Here is a 15,627-nt window from a genome sequence, read left to right on the forward strand (position 1 = left end):
CCTCCACTCCGACCCCGCCGTCTCCCCCCTCCTCCTCGCCCTCCGCATCTCCGCGACATCCCTCCTCCCACCCGCGCCGGCCAGCTCCGACCAGGCGGGAGCGCCGCCAGCCCCGGGGGAGCCGACCGCGCCGGACCTCGCCGAGCTGTCGGGCACGCCGGAGGCGGGCCAGCCGGGCGGGTCGCCCGAGGACGCTTCTTCCGCGTCCTCCCGGGGTTCCGGGGGGGGGGGGGCGCGGGCGCCCCCCCCCCCCCCCCGCCCCGCGCGGGGGNCCCCCCCCCCCCCCCCCCCCCCCCCCCCCCCCCCCCCCCCCCCCCCCCCGGGAGCCGGGCGGAGCTGGTCTGCCGGCAGGCGTACTCCCCGGGGAGCCGGGCACGGGGCAGCCGGACCCGCCCGAGGACCTTTCCTCTGCGCTGAGCCGCTCCGCGCAGGCGGGAGCGCCGCCAGCCCCGGGGAAGCCGGACGAGTCGGCCGGAGACGTTTTCTCCGCGTCCTCCCGGGGATCGGGGATGTCGTCCGCGCGGAGGCTTCCCGGGGAGCCGGATGCCGCCGGCCCGCCGGCGGACGTGCCACCCGGGGTGCCGGGCGCGGAGAAGCCGGGCGGGTCGCCCGAGAACGCTTCTTCCGCCTCCTTCCGGGGATCGGGGATGTCGTCCGCGCGGAGGCTTCCCGGGGAGCCCGGGGGCGTGGCGGAGGCAGGCGGTCCCGGAGCGGCCGGGGGGATCAGGGTCGGCGTCGAGGACGCGCTGACCCTGTTGGCGTCGCCGCTCGGCGGCATGGACGCCGCTGACCTGCGCCGCCTGGGCAGGGCCCTGCGCGAGGAGGAGCGCACGGCGGGCGTGGCAGTGCCGCGCCCGTCGGACGTGCTGATCGCCGAAGCCGTCGCCCAGCCGGAACGCCTCGTCGCCCACGACCTGTCCTACGCCCGCGGCGCCCGCCGCGTCGGCGCGCTGCTGCGGGCGGCCCGCGACACCCTGGCCGACGGCGGCACCGCCGAGGACGCCCTGTGGGCGCTGTGGAACGGCACCCCGTGGGCGGCCCGCCTGGAACGCGCCGCCCTGCGCGGCGGCGCCGCGGGCCGCAACGCCGACCGCGACCTCGACGCGGTGTGCGCGCTGTTCGAGACCGCCGCCCGCGCGGAGGAGCGCACCGGCGGACGCGGCGCCCTGAACCTCCTGGAGGAGCTGTCGGCCCACGACATCGCGGCCGACACGCTCGGCGGCCGTACCGTACGGCCGGACGCCGTCCAGCTGATGACCGCCCACCGCGCCAAGGGCCTGGAGTGGCGCCTCGTGGTGGTCGCGGGTGTGCAGGAGGGCGTATGGCCCGACCTGCGCCGCCGCGGCTCGCTCCTGGAGGCGGACCGGATCGGCAGGGACGGCATCGCCCCGCCGCTGGGCCAGGGCGCGCTGCTGGCCGAGGAGCGCCGGCTCTTCTACGTGGCGGCGACCCGCGCCGGCGAACGCCTGCTGGTCACCGCGGTGAAGTCCGCGGTGGACGACGGCGACCAGCCGTCCCGCTTCCTGACCGAGCTGGGCGTCGAGCCGCAGGACGTGACGCACCGCCCGCGCCGCCCGCTGGCGGTCTCCGCGCTGGTCGCGGAGCTGCGCGCGACCACCGTCGACCCGGCCGTCTCGCCCGCGCTGCGCGAGGCCGCGGCCCGCCGGCTGGCCCGGCTGGCGGCGCTGACGGACGACGGCCACCCGCTCGTACCGGCCGCGCACCCGGACCGCTGGTGGGGCCTGTACGAGCCGACCGCCTCGGCCGTACCGCTGCGGGACCGGGACCAGCCGGTGGCGCTGTCCGGCAGCGCCCTGGACCAGCTGGCCAACACCTGCGCCCTGCAGTGGTTCCTGGGCCGCGAGGTGAAGGCCGAGCCGTCCGCGACCGCCGCCCAGGGCTTCGGCAATGTCGTGCACGTGCTGGCCGACGAGGTCGCCTCGGGCCGCGCGCCGGCCGACCTCGACGTCCTGATGGCCCGGCTGGACTCGGTCTGGGACGCGCTCGCCTTCGACGCGCCCTGGAAGTCCCGGCAGGAGAAGGACAACGCCCGCGCCGCCCTCGAACGCTTCCTGCGCTGGCACGTCATGGAGCGCGGCCGTACCCCCGTCGCCACCGAGCACGACTTCGACGTCACCCTTGCCGCTGGCGAGGCGCGGATCCGTATCCGCGGCAGTATGGACCGGGTCGAGACCGACGCGCAGGGCGCGGCCTATGTCGTCGACTTCAAGACCGGCCGCAGCAAGCCGACCGCCGCCGAGGTGGCCCACCACCCGCAGCTCGCGGTCTACCAACTGGCCGTCCGCGAGGGCGCCGTCGACCCGCTGTTCGGCGGACAGCCCCCGGCCGCGGGCGGCGCGGAACTGGTGCAGCTGCGGCTCGGCGCGACCCGGCGCGAGGGCGGCGGGACCCTACCCGCGGTGCAGCGCCAGGAGCCGCTGGAGGGGGAGTGGGCGGAGGAGCTGCTGGCGACCGCGGCGGGCCGGGTGCTCGATGAGCGCTTCACCCCGGCGGCGGGCCAGCACTGCACCCATTGCGCCTTCCGAGCCGCCTGCACGGCCCGCCCCGAGGGGCGGCACGTCGTGGAATGACCGCGCCGCCCGCGGAATGACGGAGCCGCCCGAAGCCGCCGGGCATTGCCGCGCCGGTACCCGGACCGGCACCGAAATTGTCAGCGACCGACGCTATGTTTGCCGTACAACCAGGGGGTTGGGGGATACGCGTCCGACGCGCGTACGGACAGCCGCGGATCGAGGGGGACGGGCCGATGCCGGCCAGCAGCAGGATCCTGGTGGCGATATGCGCCGCCGCCGCGGCAGCCGCCGCACTCAGCGCGTGCGGGGGTGACGACCGCGGGGACTCGTCCGCCCCGCTGCTCGCCCCCGCCGCGACCACCTCGTCCAAGGCCGAGCCCTACGCCGACCTGTCCGCACGCGAGCTGCTGGACCGCGCGGAGACGGGCATGCGGGACTCCGGCGCCATGACCGTGGATCTGACCGGCACGGATGAGGGCGCGGCCATGCACGTCAAGGCGGCCCTCACCACGGAGGGCAGGTGCGCGGTCGCGGCGAGCGTCGACGGCGACACCTTCCAGATCATCGGCACCGGCGCGGGCGCCTACGTCAAGGGCGACGCCGGCTTCTGGCGCGACAACGCGAGCGACGGCGCCGACGGCGACACCGCCGCCGACCGGCTGGCCGGGAAATGGGCCAGGCTCTCGGAGCAGGAATTCACCGACAGCGGTCTGGACTACTTCTGCGTCCTGGACGAACTGCTGGACGACATGACGTCCGACGACGACAAGGGCACGCTCACCAAGAACCTGCCGACCACGCTCGACGGCAAGCCGGTGATCCCCCTGGTCCACACCACCTCGGACGGCACGACCACGATCTACGTCTCGACCGGCGACACGCCCTACGTCGTCAAGTCGGAGAGCACCGGCGGGGATTCGCCCGACGTGGGTCTCTACAGCGACTTCGGTAAGCCGCCGCACATTGCCGCGCCGCCGCCCTCGCTCACCGTCGACCCCGGTGACCTGGGCGGAGACCAGGACGGCGGCGGATTCCGCGTCTGACCCGGCGCGGCCCGGCCCGCGCCACCGGTGTCGGCGAGTGCGGATAGCCTCCATGGGGTGGCAACCCGCATCACTTCGCCCGGACAGCTCGCCGAGCTGCTGGGCATCCCGTTCACCCCGGAGCAGACGGCGTGCATCACCGCGCCGCTGGCGCCGGGCGTGATCGTGGCCGGAGCGGGTTCCGGCAAGACGACGGTGATGGCCGCCCGGGTGGTGTGGCTGGTCGGCACGGGACAGGTTGCGCCCGAGCAGGTGCTCGGCCTGACCTTCACCAACAAGGCCGCGGCCGAACTGTCGGAAAGGGTGCGCAAGGCGCTGGCGCAGGCCGGCATCACCGACCGCGACCTGTACGGCCCGGGGCCGGACCCGGGCGCGGACCGGGACACCGCCCCCGGCGCGGACCCCGGGCAGCCCGCGGCGGGCGACCCGCAGATCTCCACCTACCACGCCTTCGCCGGGCAGCTGCTCAAGGACCACGGCATGCGGATCGGCCTGGAACCCTCCGCCAGGCTGCTGGCCGACGCGACCCGCTACCAGCTCGCCGCGAAGGTGCTGCGGGCCGCCCCGGGGCCGTATCCGGCGCTCACCAAGGGCCTGCCGACGCTGGTCGGCGACCTGCTCGCGCTGGCCGGCGAGCTGGCCGAGCACCTGGTGCCGGCCGAACGGCTGCGCGCGCACGACACCCGGCTCGCCGCCGAACTGTCCGCGCTCGACCCGGCCAAGCGCGGCTACGCGTGGGTCAGGGACGTGCGCCAGGCGGTCGCCGCCCGGCGCGACCTGGCGGAGCTGGCCGCGGCCTATCGCGACGACAAGCGGCGCCGCGACCTGCTGGACTTCGGCGACCAGATCGAGCTGTCCGCGCGGCTCGCGCAGACCAGGCCTGAGGTCGGGGCGCTGCTGCGCGAGCAGTACCGGGTGGTGCTGCTCGACGAGTACCAGGACACCTCGGTCGCCCAGCGGCTGCTGCTCGCCGGGCTGTTCGGCGCGCGCAGCGGGCACCCGGTGACCGCGGTCGGCGACCCCTGCCAGGCCATTTACGGCTGGCGCGGCGCCTCGGTCGCCAATCTCGACGACTTCCCGCGGCATTTCGCGCACCCCGACGGGCGGCCCGCCGACCGCTACTCGCTCAGCGAGAACCGCCGCTCCGGCGGCCGGCTGCTCGACCTGGCCAATACCCTCGCCGCCGAGCTGCGCGCCCGCCACGAGGGCGTCGAGGCCCTGCGGCCCGCCCCCGGGGCCGAACGGGCGGGGCAGGTACGCTGCGCCCTGCTGCCGACCCAGCAGGACGAGACGGCCTGGCTCGCCGACTCGATCGCCCACCTGGTGCGTACCGGCACACCCCCGGGCGGGATCGCGGTGCTGTGCCGTACGGCTGCGCGCTTCCCCGAGATCCATGCCGCACTCGTCGCCCGGGAGGTGCCGGTGGAGGTGGTGGGCCTGTCCGGGCTGCTGCACCTGCCGGAGGTCGCGGACCTGGTGGCGGTGTGCGAGGTGCTGCACGACCCGACCGCGAACGCCGCGCTCGTACGCCTGCTGACCGGTCCGCGCTGGCGGATCGGCCCCCGCGACCTGGCCCTGCTCGGCCGCCGCGCCCGGCTGCTCGTACGCTACGGGGCCGCCGACGCCGACGGCCGCGACCCGCTGGCGGCGGCTGTGGAGGGCGTGGACCCGGCCGAGGTGGTCTCGCTCGCGGACGCGCTGGAGACCTTCCTTGACGCCGACCCGGACGACGGGCTGCCCTTTTCGGCCGAGGCGCGGGTGCGGTTCGCGCGCCTGGCGGTGGAGATCAGGGAGCTGCGCAGGGCACTGGCCGACCCGCTGATGGATGTCCTGCACCGGGTGCTGGCCGCCACCGGTCTTGAGGTCGAGCTGTCCGCGTCCCCGCACGCGCTGGCCGCCCGCCGCCGCGAGACCCTGACGTCCTTCCTGGACGTGGCCGCCGGTTTCGCAGCCCTGGACGGCGAGGCGACGCTGCTGGCCTTCCTCGGCTTCCTGCACACGGCGGCGCAATACGAGAAGGGGCTGGACAGTTCGCTGCCGGGTGGCGAGAACACGGTCAAGGTGCTGACCGCGCACAAGTCCAAGGGCCTGGAGTGGGACGTGGTGGTCGTGCCCGGCCTTGTCGCCAAGGGCTTCCCGAGCGAGCGGGGCCGCGAATTGTGGCCGGCCAACGCCAAGGTGCTGCCGCACGGACTGCGCGGCGACGCGGCGACGCTGCCCGATGTGCCGGAGTGGACGCGGGCCGGGCTGGACGGCTTCCGCGACGCGATGAAGGAGCACCAGCGCATCGAGGAACTGCGGCTCGGCTACGTCACCTTCACCCGGCCCCGCTCCCTGCTGCTGGGCTCGGGACACTGGTGGGGGCCGACACAGAAGGCGCCGTTCGGCCCCTCGGTCTTCCTCGACGCCCTGCGCGAGCACTGCGAGGCGGGGCACGGCGAGATCGAGGCGTGGGCGGAGCAGCCCGCCGAGGGCGAGACCAATCCGGCGCTGGACGCGGTCCAGGAACCCCCGTGGCCGCTGCCGCTCGACCCGGTGGCGCTGCGCAGGCGGCGGTGGGCGGCGCGGACGGTGCTGGCGTACACGGAGCACGAGACGGAGGCCGGTGAGGCGGCGGCGCACGCGGGCGCTGCCTGGGCGGAATCCGGGATCCCCGGTGCGCGGGCCGAATCCGCGGCAATGGATGCGGCGGGCGGTCCCGACGGCTCTGACGGTCCCGACGGCTCGGGCACGGCGGCCGGCGACCTCGATCCCGCGGAGGCCAGGCTCGTCGCGTCCTGGGACCGTGACCTGGACGCGCTGGCCGGCGAGCTGCGCAGGGCGCGGGCCACCGTACGGGACGTGCCGCTGCCCGCGACGCTCACCGCGAGCCAGCTGATGCGGCTGGCCAGCGACCCGGAAGGGCTGGCCCGCGAACTGGCCCGCCCGCTGCCCCGCCCGCCGGCTCCCGCGGCCCGGCGCGGCACCCGCTTCCACGCCTGGGTCGAGTCCCGCTTCGACGTCCGCCCGCTGTTCGGCCCCGAGGAGCTGCCGGGGATCGAGGGCGGCGACGACATCGCGGACGAGGCGGACCTGGCGGCGCTCAAGGAGGCCTTCCTGCGTACCTCCTACGCCGACCGCACCCCCTACCGCGTCGAGGTGCCGGTGCACCTCACCCTGGGCGGCCGGGTCGTCAGAGGCCGCATCGACGCGGTCTATCGCGACGCCGCCGCACAAGGTGGCGGCGGTGCACAAGGTGGCGGCGCGGACACGTACGAGATCGTCGACTGGAAGACCGGCCGCAGCCCGGCCGCATCCGCGGATCCGCTCCAGCTGGCGATCTACCGGCTGGCGTGGGCGGAGCTGGAGGGCGTCCCGCTCCACCGGGTCGGCGCCGCCTTCCTGTTCGTCCGCACCGGCGAGCTGGTCCGCCCCGCGGCCCTGCCGGGCCGCGCGGAGCTCGAACGGCTGCTGGCCGCCGACGGCTGACCGGCACGCGCGGCACGACCGGGCGCCGCGCGGACCCGTGCCAGGACGAGGCGGCTGCCGGGCTAGGCTGCACATGACGCGCTCCGCCTCGGACGACGCGGCGTATCCATACCGTCACCGGGAATTTCCCTGCCCGCCGGCGGTTGGCACCGGGTGGACGACAAGGTGGTGCGCCTGCGCCAGTGGCCCACCCCGTACTTTCCTGGAGATGGAAGCAGCCTTGACCGGACTCGACGCGACGGACCGACCGCTGACCCTCACCCACGCGGGAGTGGACCGCGCCGCGCACCACCGTCAGGACGAGGCGTGGCTCGCCGCCGCGTGGAGCCACCCGACGACGAGGGTGTTCGTGGTCTCCGGCGGACAGGTGCTGGTCGAGGACGGGCCCGACGGCCGTACCGAACTCGTGATGACCCCGGCGTTCGACGCGCCGGAGACCGAGATGCACCGCTACTTCCTCGGCATCGCGCCGGACGGCGTGCGCTACTTCGCGCTCCAGAAGGACGCGCTGCCCGGCCGGATGGACGGCGCGGCGAGGGCCGCGGGCCTGCGCGAGGTCGGCGGACTGCTGTCACCGCTCGAAGCGGGGCTCATGGTGCACGCGGTGGCGCTGGAGAACTGGCAGCGCATGCACCGCTTCTGCTCCCGCTGCGGCGAACGCACCGTCATCGCCGCCGCGGGCCATATCCGCCGCTGCCCGGCCTGCCTGACCGAGCACTACCCGCGGACCGACCCCGCGGTGATCATGCTGGTCACCGATGACCAGGACCGCGCCCTGCTCGGCCGGCAGCTGCACTGGCCCGAGGGCCGCTTCTCGACGCTGGCCGGCTTCGTCGAGCCCGGCGAGTCGATCGAGCAGGCGGTGCGCCGCGAGGTCGCCGAGGAGGTCGGCGTGACCGTGGGCGACGACGTCGTCTACGTGGCCAGCCAGCCCTGGCCCTTCCCCTCCAGCCTGATGCTGGGCTTCAACGCCCGCGCGGTCTCGTCGGCCATCACGGTCGACGGCGAGGAGATCCACGAGGCCCGCTGGTTCTCCCGGGACGAACTGCGCGCCGCCTTCGCCTCGGGCGAGGTGCTGCCCCCGTTCGGCATCTCGATCGCGGCCCGCCTGATCGAGAACTGGTACGGCGCCCCGCTGCCGCGCCCGTAGGGCCGGCCGCGGGGCCGTCGCGGAAGCGGCTACGCGCCCAGCGCCTGCTTGACCTGCGCGAGGCTCGGATTGGTCATCACGACCTCCGCGCCGCCGCCCGCGGGCACGATCTGCACGGTCGGGACGGTCTGGTTGCCGCCGTTCGCCTCCTCGACGAACTTCACGAACTCGGGCCGCTCCTCGATGTTGATCTCGGAGTACGCGATGCCCTCGCGGTCCATCTGGCTCTTGAGCCGGCGGCAGTAGCCGCACCAGCTGGTGCTGTACATGGTCACGGTGCCCGGCATCGGTGTTCGCTCCTCGTCGCGAGACAATCTGGCACCAGCACAACACCCGCCCGCGGGCCCGCATTCCGCGGCTGCCTGTGGATAACTTTCCCGGGCTGTCGGCGAGACCTGGCAGAGTGGCGGTTGTGACTGCGACAACCCACGACTCGCTCTTCCCCGCGGTGCCCGACTCCCCGGACGCGGTGCTCGACGGCCTCGACCCCGAGCAGCGCGCCGTCGCGACGGCCCTGCGCGGCCCGGTGTGCGTGCTGGCCGGGGCCGGCACCGGCAAGACCCGTGCGATCACCCACCGGATCGCCTACGGGGTGCGGGCCGGCATGCTCCAGCCGGCCAGCGTGCTCGCGGTCACCTTCACCGCGCGGGCGGCCGGCGAGATGCGCGGGCGGCTGCGGCAGCTCGGCGCGGGCGGTGTGCAGGCCCGTACCTTCCACTCGGCGGCGCTGCGCCAGCTGCAGTATTTCTGGCCGCGCGCGATCGGCGGCGAGATGCCCCGGCTGCTGGAGCGCAAGATCCAGCTGGTCGCCGAGGCGGGCGCGCGCTGCCGTATCCGGCTGGACCGCAATGAGCTGCGGGATGTGACCGGGGAGATCGAGTGGTGCAAGGTCACCCAGACGGTGCCCGAGGACTATCCGGCGGTGGCCGCCAAGAACGGGCGCGACGTGCCGCGCGACCCGGCCGAGGTGGCGCGGATCTACACCACGTACGAACAGCTCAAGCGGGACCGCGGGGTGATCGACTTCGAGGATGTGCTGCTGCTGACGGTCGGCGTGCTCCAGGACCGGCCCGATGTGGCCGACACGGTCCGCTCGCAGTATCAGCATTTCGTGGTGGACGAGTATCAGGACGTCAGCCCGCTCCAGCAGCGGCTGCTGGAGCTGTGGCTCGGCGGCCGGGACGACCTGTGCGTGGTCGGCGACGCCTCGCAGACCATCTACTCCTTCACCGGCGCCACCCCGGACTTCCTGCTGGGCTTCAGGACCCGCTATCCGGGGGCCACCGTGGTGAAGCTGGTCCGCGACTACCGCTCGACCCCGCAGGTGGTGGGCCTGGCCAACGGGCTGCTCGGCCAGGCCCGCGGCCAGGCGGCGGCGCACCGCCTTGAGCTGATCTCGCAGCGCGAGCCCGGCCCCGAGCCGTCGTACGCGGAGTACGCGGACGAGCCCGCCGAGGCCGAGGGCGCGGCCCGGCGGATCAAGGAGCTGATCGGCTCCGGCGTGCGCCCCAGCGAGATCGCGGTGCTCTACCGGATCAACGCCCAGTCGGAGGTCTACGAGCAGGCGCTCGCCGACGCCGGGGTGCCGTATCAGCTGCGCGGCGCCGAGCGGTTCTTCGAGCGGCCCGAGGTGCGCGAGGCGGGGCTGCTGCTGCGCGGCGCGGCCAGGGCGTCGGCCGACCCGCAGGACGCGGCCGACACCGTGCCGCAGCAGGTGCGGGCGGTGCTCAGCTCACGCGGCTGGGCCTCGGAGCCGCCCACCGGATCCGGCGCCGTCAGGGACCGCTGGGAGTCGCTGGCCGCGCTGGTGCGGCTGTCGGAGGACTTCACCGCGGCCCGGCCCGAGGCCACCCTCGGCGATTTCGTGGCCGAACTGGACGAGCGGGCCAACGCGCAGCACGCGCCGACCGTGGAGGGCGTCACCCTGGCGTCGCTGCACGCGGCCAAGGGCCTGGAGTGGGACGCGGTCTTCGTGGTCGGCCTGACCGAGGGCACCTTGCCGATCACCTTCGCCAAGACCGACGAGCAGGTCGAGGAGGAGCGCCGGCTGCTCTACGTCGGCGTCACCCGGGCGCGGCTGCACCTCGGGCTGTCCTGGGCGCTGTCCCGCTCACCCGGCGGGCGGGGCGGCCGGCGGCCGTCCCGCTTCCTGGACGGGCTGCGGCCCGGCTCCGCGCCCCGCGGCGCCCGGGGCACGGGCGGCGCCGGCGCGGGCGGGGTGGAGCGCGGCTCCGGCGGGCGCAAGCGGCGCGGCCCGGTGCTGTGCCGGGTGTGCGGGCGCACGCTGTCCGACCCGGGCGAGATCAAGCTGATGCGCTGCGAGGACTGCCCCTCGGACCTGGACGAGGCGCTCTACGACCGGCTGCGGGTCTGGCGCACGACCCAGGCCAAGGCGCTCGGCCAGCCCGCCTACTGCGTGTTCACCGACCGGACGCTGCTGGCCATCGCCGAGGTCCGGCCGGAGGGCGCCGGCGAGCTGTCGTCGATCCCCGGGGTCGGCGCGCGCAAGCTCGACAAGTTCGGCGCGGACGTGCTCGCGCTCTGCTCGGGCCAGGAACCCGGCGGCGGCCCCGACAGCGACCCGGACGGCGGCCTGGACGGTGACCCGGAGGGCGGCCTCGACGGCGGCTCGGCGCAGGAGCCCGGTGAGGGGCCGGAGGACGGTCCCGGAAAGGGGCGCGCGGAGGATCTGAAATCTTCTCAGGAAGAAGCCGAAAAATAGTTTGCGCATCCCGCGGAGGTCCCCATAGCCTTCACGAGCGCGGTTGAGAACGGCTCTTCCAAGAGCCCACCCGATCGTGATGTACTAGGCAAGTCCGGTCCAACGACCTTACGAGACGCCGAGAGGAGGCGAGCCCAATGACCAGCCAGCTGATCACCACCAAACTGACCGATCGTTCGGCGATCGCCACCTGCCCGCTCGGTATGTCTCTGCCCGCCACCGGTCTCGTTTCCTCCCTGCTCCCGGTTCTGCCGATCCGTGTGCGCAGTGAGCGACCGACCGAGGCGCCCGCGGTAGCGATGGCGGCGAAGGCGAAGGCGCATGCCTTTACCTCCGCGGCTGCGGCCAACGGCGCCGGCAACGGCAACGCCACGGGTGCAGAAGGCGCCAATGGCTCCGCGAACGGACAGCAGAAGACGCAGCAGTACGGCAAGTGGGCCTTCCGCGGGCTCGAACCCTGGAGTGATCCAGCCTGATAGCGCATCAGGTCGGCACCTTCAGGGCCGCGGAATCCCAGACCGGGATCCGCGGCCCTTCTGTTTTCCCCAGAAGACAGCGTCTCCACGGAGACACCACAGCAGACCGGCCGACCGGCCGACCCACAGACGAGGAACGAACACACCGTGCCTACCGCCCAGCACGCCCCGTCCGGACCCACGCCCGACCTGAGTCGCCCTCCCGCACAGCCCCCGGAGACCACCTTGCTGCCCCTCACCGAGCTTGACGACGAGATCGAGCGCCTCGGCGTACCCGTCCCCTGCCGTACCTACGACCCGGAGGTCTTCTTCGCCGAGTCGCCGGCGGACGTCGAGTACGCCAAGTCCCTCTGCCAGACCTGTCCGGTCCGCGAGGCCTGCCTGGCCGGCGCCAAGGACCGCCGCGAGCCCTGGGGCGTCTGGGGCGGCGAGCTGTTCATCCAGGGCGTCGTCGTGCCCCGCAAGCGGCCGCGTGGCCGCCCGCGTAAGGACGCGGTTGCGGCATGAACGCCAGGAAGCTCAGGACTCCGGGAACGATCGACCGTCCCCTCCGCCACGACCCGATGAATCAGGCCCCGATGACACCCTTCCGCACCGAGCAGACCGCACGTACTCCCGACGCGATGGCGTCGCACCAGAACAGGACCCAGGAAATGCAACTCATGCCAGAAGCTCTGGCCCGTGCCCATATGCAACAGCGGCTCTACGAGGCCGAGCACGAACGCAGGGCGACCCGGCTGATCGCCGCCCGGCGGCTCCAGCGGCGCGCCGAGCGCGCGTCGCTGCGGGCCCGGCGGGCACTCGCCCTGGCCGTGATGCAGTAGGCATCAGGCCGCGACAGCACTGAGCACAGCACACCACCACCGCGGGGCCGGTCCAAAAGGAACGGCCCCGCGGTGCGTTATGCCGACCTATGCGGCAGGTGCGGAGGTATCGTCACCCAGTGGATCAGAAGAATGCTCAGACCACGACCACATGCGCCCGCTGCGGCACCACCCACGCCGGTCTGCCGCTGACGTGGACCTGCTCCGTCGAGAACGGCCGCCGCGTCTACTTCTGCGACGACTGCGCCCGGCGCCATCTGCGAAGCATCGAGAGCCGGCTGGACTCCGCCTGGTGGTAGCCCCGCGGGCCGCTCCTCAGGCGGACTCCGCGGTCCCCTCCGGGTCGAAGCCGGGCAGCCATTCCCGCAGCTCGGCCCGCATCCTTACGGTCGCGCCCAGCTGACAGAGCACTCCGACGGTGCTCAGTGTCACCCGGTGGATCAGCAGATACGACGGCGGCAGATTCAGCTGCTTGCCCAACTGGTGGGCCGGTGACCGCGGGTCGGCGATCCTGGCCGCCTGCGCCCGCATCCACGCCCGGTCGAAGGAGAACTCCTCGCGCCCGGCCGGCTCGATGATCGGCTTGAGATAGTCGAGCACCGCGTCCGAGTCGAGGGTGATCGTCGGCTTGACGAAGCCCTCCTTCCGCAGCATCGCGTGCACCTGCTCCGCGTCGCCGGCCAGCGCCAGCCGCAGGGCGGTGCCGATCGGCAGCGGTAGTCCGTCGGGCAGCCGGTCGACAGTGCCGAAGTCCAGCACCCCGAGCCGCCAGCCCGAGGCGGGCCCCTCGTCGGTCAGCAGCCGGAAATTGCCCGGGTGCGGGTCGGCGTGCAGCAGCCCGGTGCGGGCGGGGCCCGCGAACAGGAAGTGCGACAGCAGCTGGCCGGCCCGGTCGCGCATCTCGCGGCTGCCCCCGGCGATCACCTCCGACAGCGGCACCCCGTCCATCCACTCGGTGACCAGCACCTGGTCGGCCTGGTGCACCACGTCGGGCACCACGACATCCGGGTCCCCGGTGAACTCCACCGCGTGGACGTGCTGCGCCTCGGCCTCCAGCGCATAGTCCAGCTCCTCGGCGACCCGCGCGCGCAGCTCGGCGAGCAGCGGCTTGACGTCCATTCCGGGAATGAGCGGCCCGAACAGCCTGGCCACCCGGCCCAGCTGCGACAGATCCGACAGCAGCGCGTCCCCCGCGCCGGGATACTGCACCTTCACCGCGACCTTGCGCCCGTCGCTCCACACCGCCCGGTGCACCTGGCCGATCGACGCCGCCGCGGCCGGGACGTCCTCGAACTCGGTGAACAGCGAGCGCCAGTCCTTGCCCAGCCGTTCGGTCAGCACCCGGTGCACGGTGCGGGCCGGCATCGGCGGCGCCGCCTCCTGGAGCTTGGTCAGCGCGGCCCGATAGGGGCTCGCGACGTCCTCGGGCAGCGCGGACTCGAAAACCGACAGGGCCTGGCCGAACTTCATGGCCCCGCCCTTGAGCTCGCCCAGCACCTTGAACAGCTGCTCCGCGGTGCGCTCCTGCAGCTCGACCGCCACCTCGTCGGCGGGTCTGCCCCCGAGCCGCTTCCCGAGCCCGAGCGTGGCCCGCCCGGCGAAGCCCAGGGGGAGCGCCGCAAGCTTCGCGGTCCGGGTCACAGCCTTGCGCGGAAGATCAGACATGCGCCCCTCATTTCGCGTCGGTCACCTCGCCATTGTGCCCCTCCCCACCGAACCCCCGGTCAAGAGCGGGTCAGCATCCTTGGGGTGTCATATTTTTCTCCGTTCTGTCCATGATCCCGCGCCGGCCTGCGGACCGCCCCAGTTGATCGTCACGCTCCGTGGGTGGGTGACTCCTCCAGAATGCCCCATTCCTGCAGATCGGTGACCGGGTTATCCACAGGTTGTGGGCAATAGTCGTTCAATATGCGTAAGAAGCGAGGTGATTCCGATGCCAACCGGCCTGGGGACAGGACTTCCCGGACACCCAGCAGGTACCGTCGACAGCGTGTCCGCCGATCCCGCGCGAAATGTCGCCAGTGAACCCGCCCGCGGCCACCGGACGAGCGCGGTGGAAGTACGCCGCAGCGCCCGGCGGCGGCAGACGGTGTCCGCGTACCGCGACGGCGACCGCACGGTCGTCCTCATCCCGGCCCGGATGTCGGCCGCGGAGGAGCAGCGCTGGGTCGCGGTGATGCTGGAGAAGCTGGCCGCCCAGGAGAGCCGCCGGATGCCCGGCGACGACGAGCTGGCGGCCCGCGCGCAGCGCCTGGCGGAACAGTATCTGGCCGGCCGGGCGGTGCCCGACACCGTGCGCTGGGTGACCAACCAGAATTCCCGCTGGGGCTCCTGCACCCCTTCCGAGGCCAGCATCCGGCTCTCCCACCGTCTGCAGGGCATGCCCGAGTACGTCATCGACTACGTGCTGCTGCACGAGCTGGCGCATCTGCTGGTGCCGGGCCACGGGTCGGCCTTCTGGAAGCTGCTGGAAAGCTATCCGCGCACCGAGCGGGCCCGCGGCTTCCTGGAGGGCGTCGTCGCCGCGGACCGGCTGCCGCACCCGCCCGGCGGCAGGGACGGCCGCGAGGGGCGCGGCCTCGGGGACGGCCGGGGGACCCGGGACGGCAGGGAAAGCCGGGAAGACCGCGAGGTCCGCGACGTGCGCAACGGCGGAGCCGACCGCCAGGGCCGCGAGGTCCGGGGGGAATAGCCGCTGTCGGCACGACCGGTTAGCCTGTCGCAACGCACCAGCAGCGAGGACGGGATGGGGGCCGGTCGATCCATGGCCAGGGAATTCCAGCGTGGCCACAAGGCCAAGATCAGTGATCTGACCGCAGGGACTGATCTCTATGTCGGGGTGTCGATCGCGGGTCCCGGCCTGACGTTCGACATCAGCTGCTTCGGACTCGACGCGAAAGAAGAGCTGTCGGACGACCGCTACTTCATCTTCTTCAACCAGCCGAAGTCCCCCGAGGAGTCGATCCAGCTGCTCGGGGCGCAGTCCGGCGACACCGAGTCCTTCCGGGTCACCCTCGACCGCATCCCGGCCGCGGTGCAGCGGCTCTCCTTCACCGCCACCATTGACGGCGCGGGGCGGATGTCCCAGGTCGGCCCCGGATATCTGCGGATCGTCGCAGGCGGCGAGGAAGTTGCCAGGTACGCCTTCACCGGCGCGGAATTCAGCACCGAGCGGGCCGTCATGCTCGCCGACATCTATCTCAAGGACGTCTGGCGCTTCGCCGCGGTCGGGCAGGGCTTCGACGGCGGCCTGGCCGCGCTGCTGCAGAATTTCGGCGGCGAGGTCGCCGAGGAGGAGCCGGCGCCCCAGCAGGCCGCGGCGCCGGGATTCGCGCCCCCCGCGGGCGGTGCGCCCGTACCCGGATTCGCCCCGCCGCCCGGCGGACCGGCGCCCGCCCCCTCTTTCAGCG

At 73.7% G+C, this 15,627-nt stretch carries 12 protein-coding genes and 1 pseudogene; 11 read left to right on the forward strand and 2 right to left on the reverse strand.

Going from position 1 to position 15,627, the window contains the following annotated elements:
- The first annotated feature begins 686 nt into the window (after positions 1 to 686).
- The 4 genes from V7E46_RS26525 to nudC all read left to right on the forward strand — a co-directional run bounded on the left by V7E46_RS26525 (position 687) and on the right by nudC (position 8,195).
- Positions 687 to 2,591: a PD-(D/E)XK nuclease family protein gene (locus tag V7E46_RS26525; RefSeq protein WP_333770763.1), complete on the forward strand. Its 1,905-nt coding sequence runs from the start codon at positions 687 to 689 to the stop codon at positions 2,589 to 2,591.
- 176 nt (positions 2,592 to 2,767) lie between these two features.
- Positions 2,768 to 3,577 carry a hypothetical protein gene (locus tag V7E46_RS26530; protein ID WP_333770764.1) on the forward strand — a complete coding sequence of 270 codons (810 nt, stop codon included), beginning with the start codon at positions 2,768 to 2,770 and terminating at the stop codon, positions 3,575 to 3,577.
- Between the two features lie 57 nt (positions 3,578 to 3,634).
- Complete coding sequence (locus tag V7E46_RS26535; protein ID WP_333770765.1) at positions 3,635 to 7,045, forward strand: ATP-dependent DNA helicase; 3,411 nt, start codon at positions 3,635 to 3,637, stop codon at positions 7,043 to 7,045.
- Positions 7,046 to 7,253: 208 nt separating this feature from the next.
- Positions 7,254 to 8,195 carry an NAD(+) diphosphatase gene (gene nudC, locus V7E46_RS26540; protein WP_329174970.1) on the forward strand — a complete coding sequence of 314 codons (942 nt, stop codon included), beginning with the start codon at positions 7,254 to 7,256 and terminating at the stop codon, positions 8,193 to 8,195.
- A gap of 29 nt (positions 8,196 to 8,224) precedes the next feature.
- Here nudC and V7E46_RS26545 read toward each other — a convergent pair whose 3' ends face one another.
- Positions 8,225 to 8,482, reverse strand: a complete 258-nt coding sequence (locus V7E46_RS26545) for a glutaredoxin domain-containing protein (protein ID WP_329174968.1) — start codon at positions 8,480 to 8,482, stop codon at positions 8,225 to 8,227.
- Positions 8,483 to 8,607: 125 nt separating this feature from the next.
- Here V7E46_RS26545 and V7E46_RS26550 point away from each other — a divergent pair, with 125 nt between their 5' ends.
- From V7E46_RS26550 to V7E46_RS26570, 5 genes are all read left to right on the forward strand, one after another.
- On the forward strand, positions 8,608 to 10,917 hold the full coding sequence (locus tag V7E46_RS26550; RefSeq protein ID WP_333770766.1) for an ATP-dependent DNA helicase UvrD2: 2,310 nt from the start codon (positions 8,608 to 8,610) through the stop codon (positions 10,915 to 10,917).
- A gap of 137 nt (positions 10,918 to 11,054) precedes the next feature.
- Positions 11,055 to 11,393, forward strand: a complete 339-nt coding sequence (locus V7E46_RS26555; RefSeq protein WP_333770767.1) for a hypothetical protein — start codon at positions 11,055 to 11,057, stop codon at positions 11,391 to 11,393.
- 147 nt (positions 11,394 to 11,540) lie between these two features.
- Positions 11,541 to 11,900, forward strand: a complete 360-nt coding sequence (locus V7E46_RS26560) for a WhiB family transcriptional regulator (protein WP_073493116.1) — start codon at positions 11,541 to 11,543, stop codon at positions 11,898 to 11,900.
- Entirely contained in the window at positions 11,897 to 12,217 is a 321-nt protein-coding gene (locus V7E46_RS26565; protein ID WP_333770768.1) for a hypothetical protein, read from the forward strand. The genes V7E46_RS26560 and V7E46_RS26565 overlap by 4 nt, the downstream gene beginning before the upstream one ends.
- Positions 12,218 to 12,336: 119 nt before the next feature.
- Complete coding sequence (locus V7E46_RS26570) at positions 12,337 to 12,516, forward strand: hypothetical protein (protein ID WP_333770769.1); 180 nt, start codon at positions 12,337 to 12,339, stop codon at positions 12,514 to 12,516.
- Between the two features lie 16 nt (positions 12,517 to 12,532).
- Here the strand turns inward: V7E46_RS26570 and V7E46_RS26575 are convergent, their stop codons facing one another.
- The gene (locus V7E46_RS26575) at positions 12,533 to 13,882 is read right to left on the reverse strand and encodes an ABC1 kinase family protein (RefSeq protein ID WP_333770770.1); all 1,350 of its coding nucleotides are present in this window, start codon (positions 13,880 to 13,882) and stop codon (positions 12,533 to 12,535) included.
- Between the two features lie 268 nt (positions 13,883 to 14,150).
- Here V7E46_RS26575 and V7E46_RS26580 point away from each other — a divergent pair.
- Together V7E46_RS26580 and V7E46_RS26585 are read left to right on the forward strand one after the other, a co-directional pair.
- Positions 14,151 to 14,777 (forward strand): annotated as a pseudogene (locus V7E46_RS26580) (M48 metallopeptidase family protein); the annotation flags it as partial.
- A 204-nt stretch (positions 14,778 to 14,981) separates the two neighbouring features.
- Positions 14,982 to 15,627: TerD family protein (locus tag V7E46_RS26585; RefSeq protein ID WP_333770771.1), on the forward strand; the 646-nt coding region annotated here is incomplete at its 3' end.

Origin of the sequence: Streptomyces sp. IBSBF 2435 (genome assembly GCF_036815005.1) — a bacterium.
GTDB lineage: Bacteria > Actinomycetota > Actinomycetes > Streptomycetales > Streptomycetaceae > Actinacidiphila.

What these genes read in the sequence shown, in the direction of transcription:
- V7E46_RS26565 (WP_333770768.1), top strand. Translation starts at nt 11,897, where the DNA reads ATGAACGCCAGGAAGCTCAGGACTCCGGGAACGATCGACCGTCCCCTC.
- V7E46_RS26545 (WP_329174968.1), bottom strand. Translation starts at nt 8,482, where the DNA reads ATGCCGGGCACCGTGACCATGTACAGCACCAGCTGGTGCGGCTACTGC.
- V7E46_RS26575 (WP_333770770.1), bottom strand. Translation starts at nt 13,882, where the DNA reads ATGTCTGATCTTCCGCGCAAGGCTGTGACCCGGACCGCGAAGCTTGCG.
- nudC (WP_329174970.1), top strand. Translation starts at nt 7,254, where the DNA reads ATGGAAGCAGCCTTGACCGGACTCGACGCGACGGACCGACCGCTGACC.
- V7E46_RS26530 (WP_333770764.1), top strand. Translation starts at nt 2,768, where the DNA reads ATGCCGGCCAGCAGCAGGATCCTGGTGGCGATATGCGCCGCCGCCGCG.
- V7E46_RS26555 (WP_333770767.1), top strand. Translation starts at nt 11,055, where the DNA reads ATGACCAGCCAGCTGATCACCACCAAACTGACCGATCGTTCGGCGATC.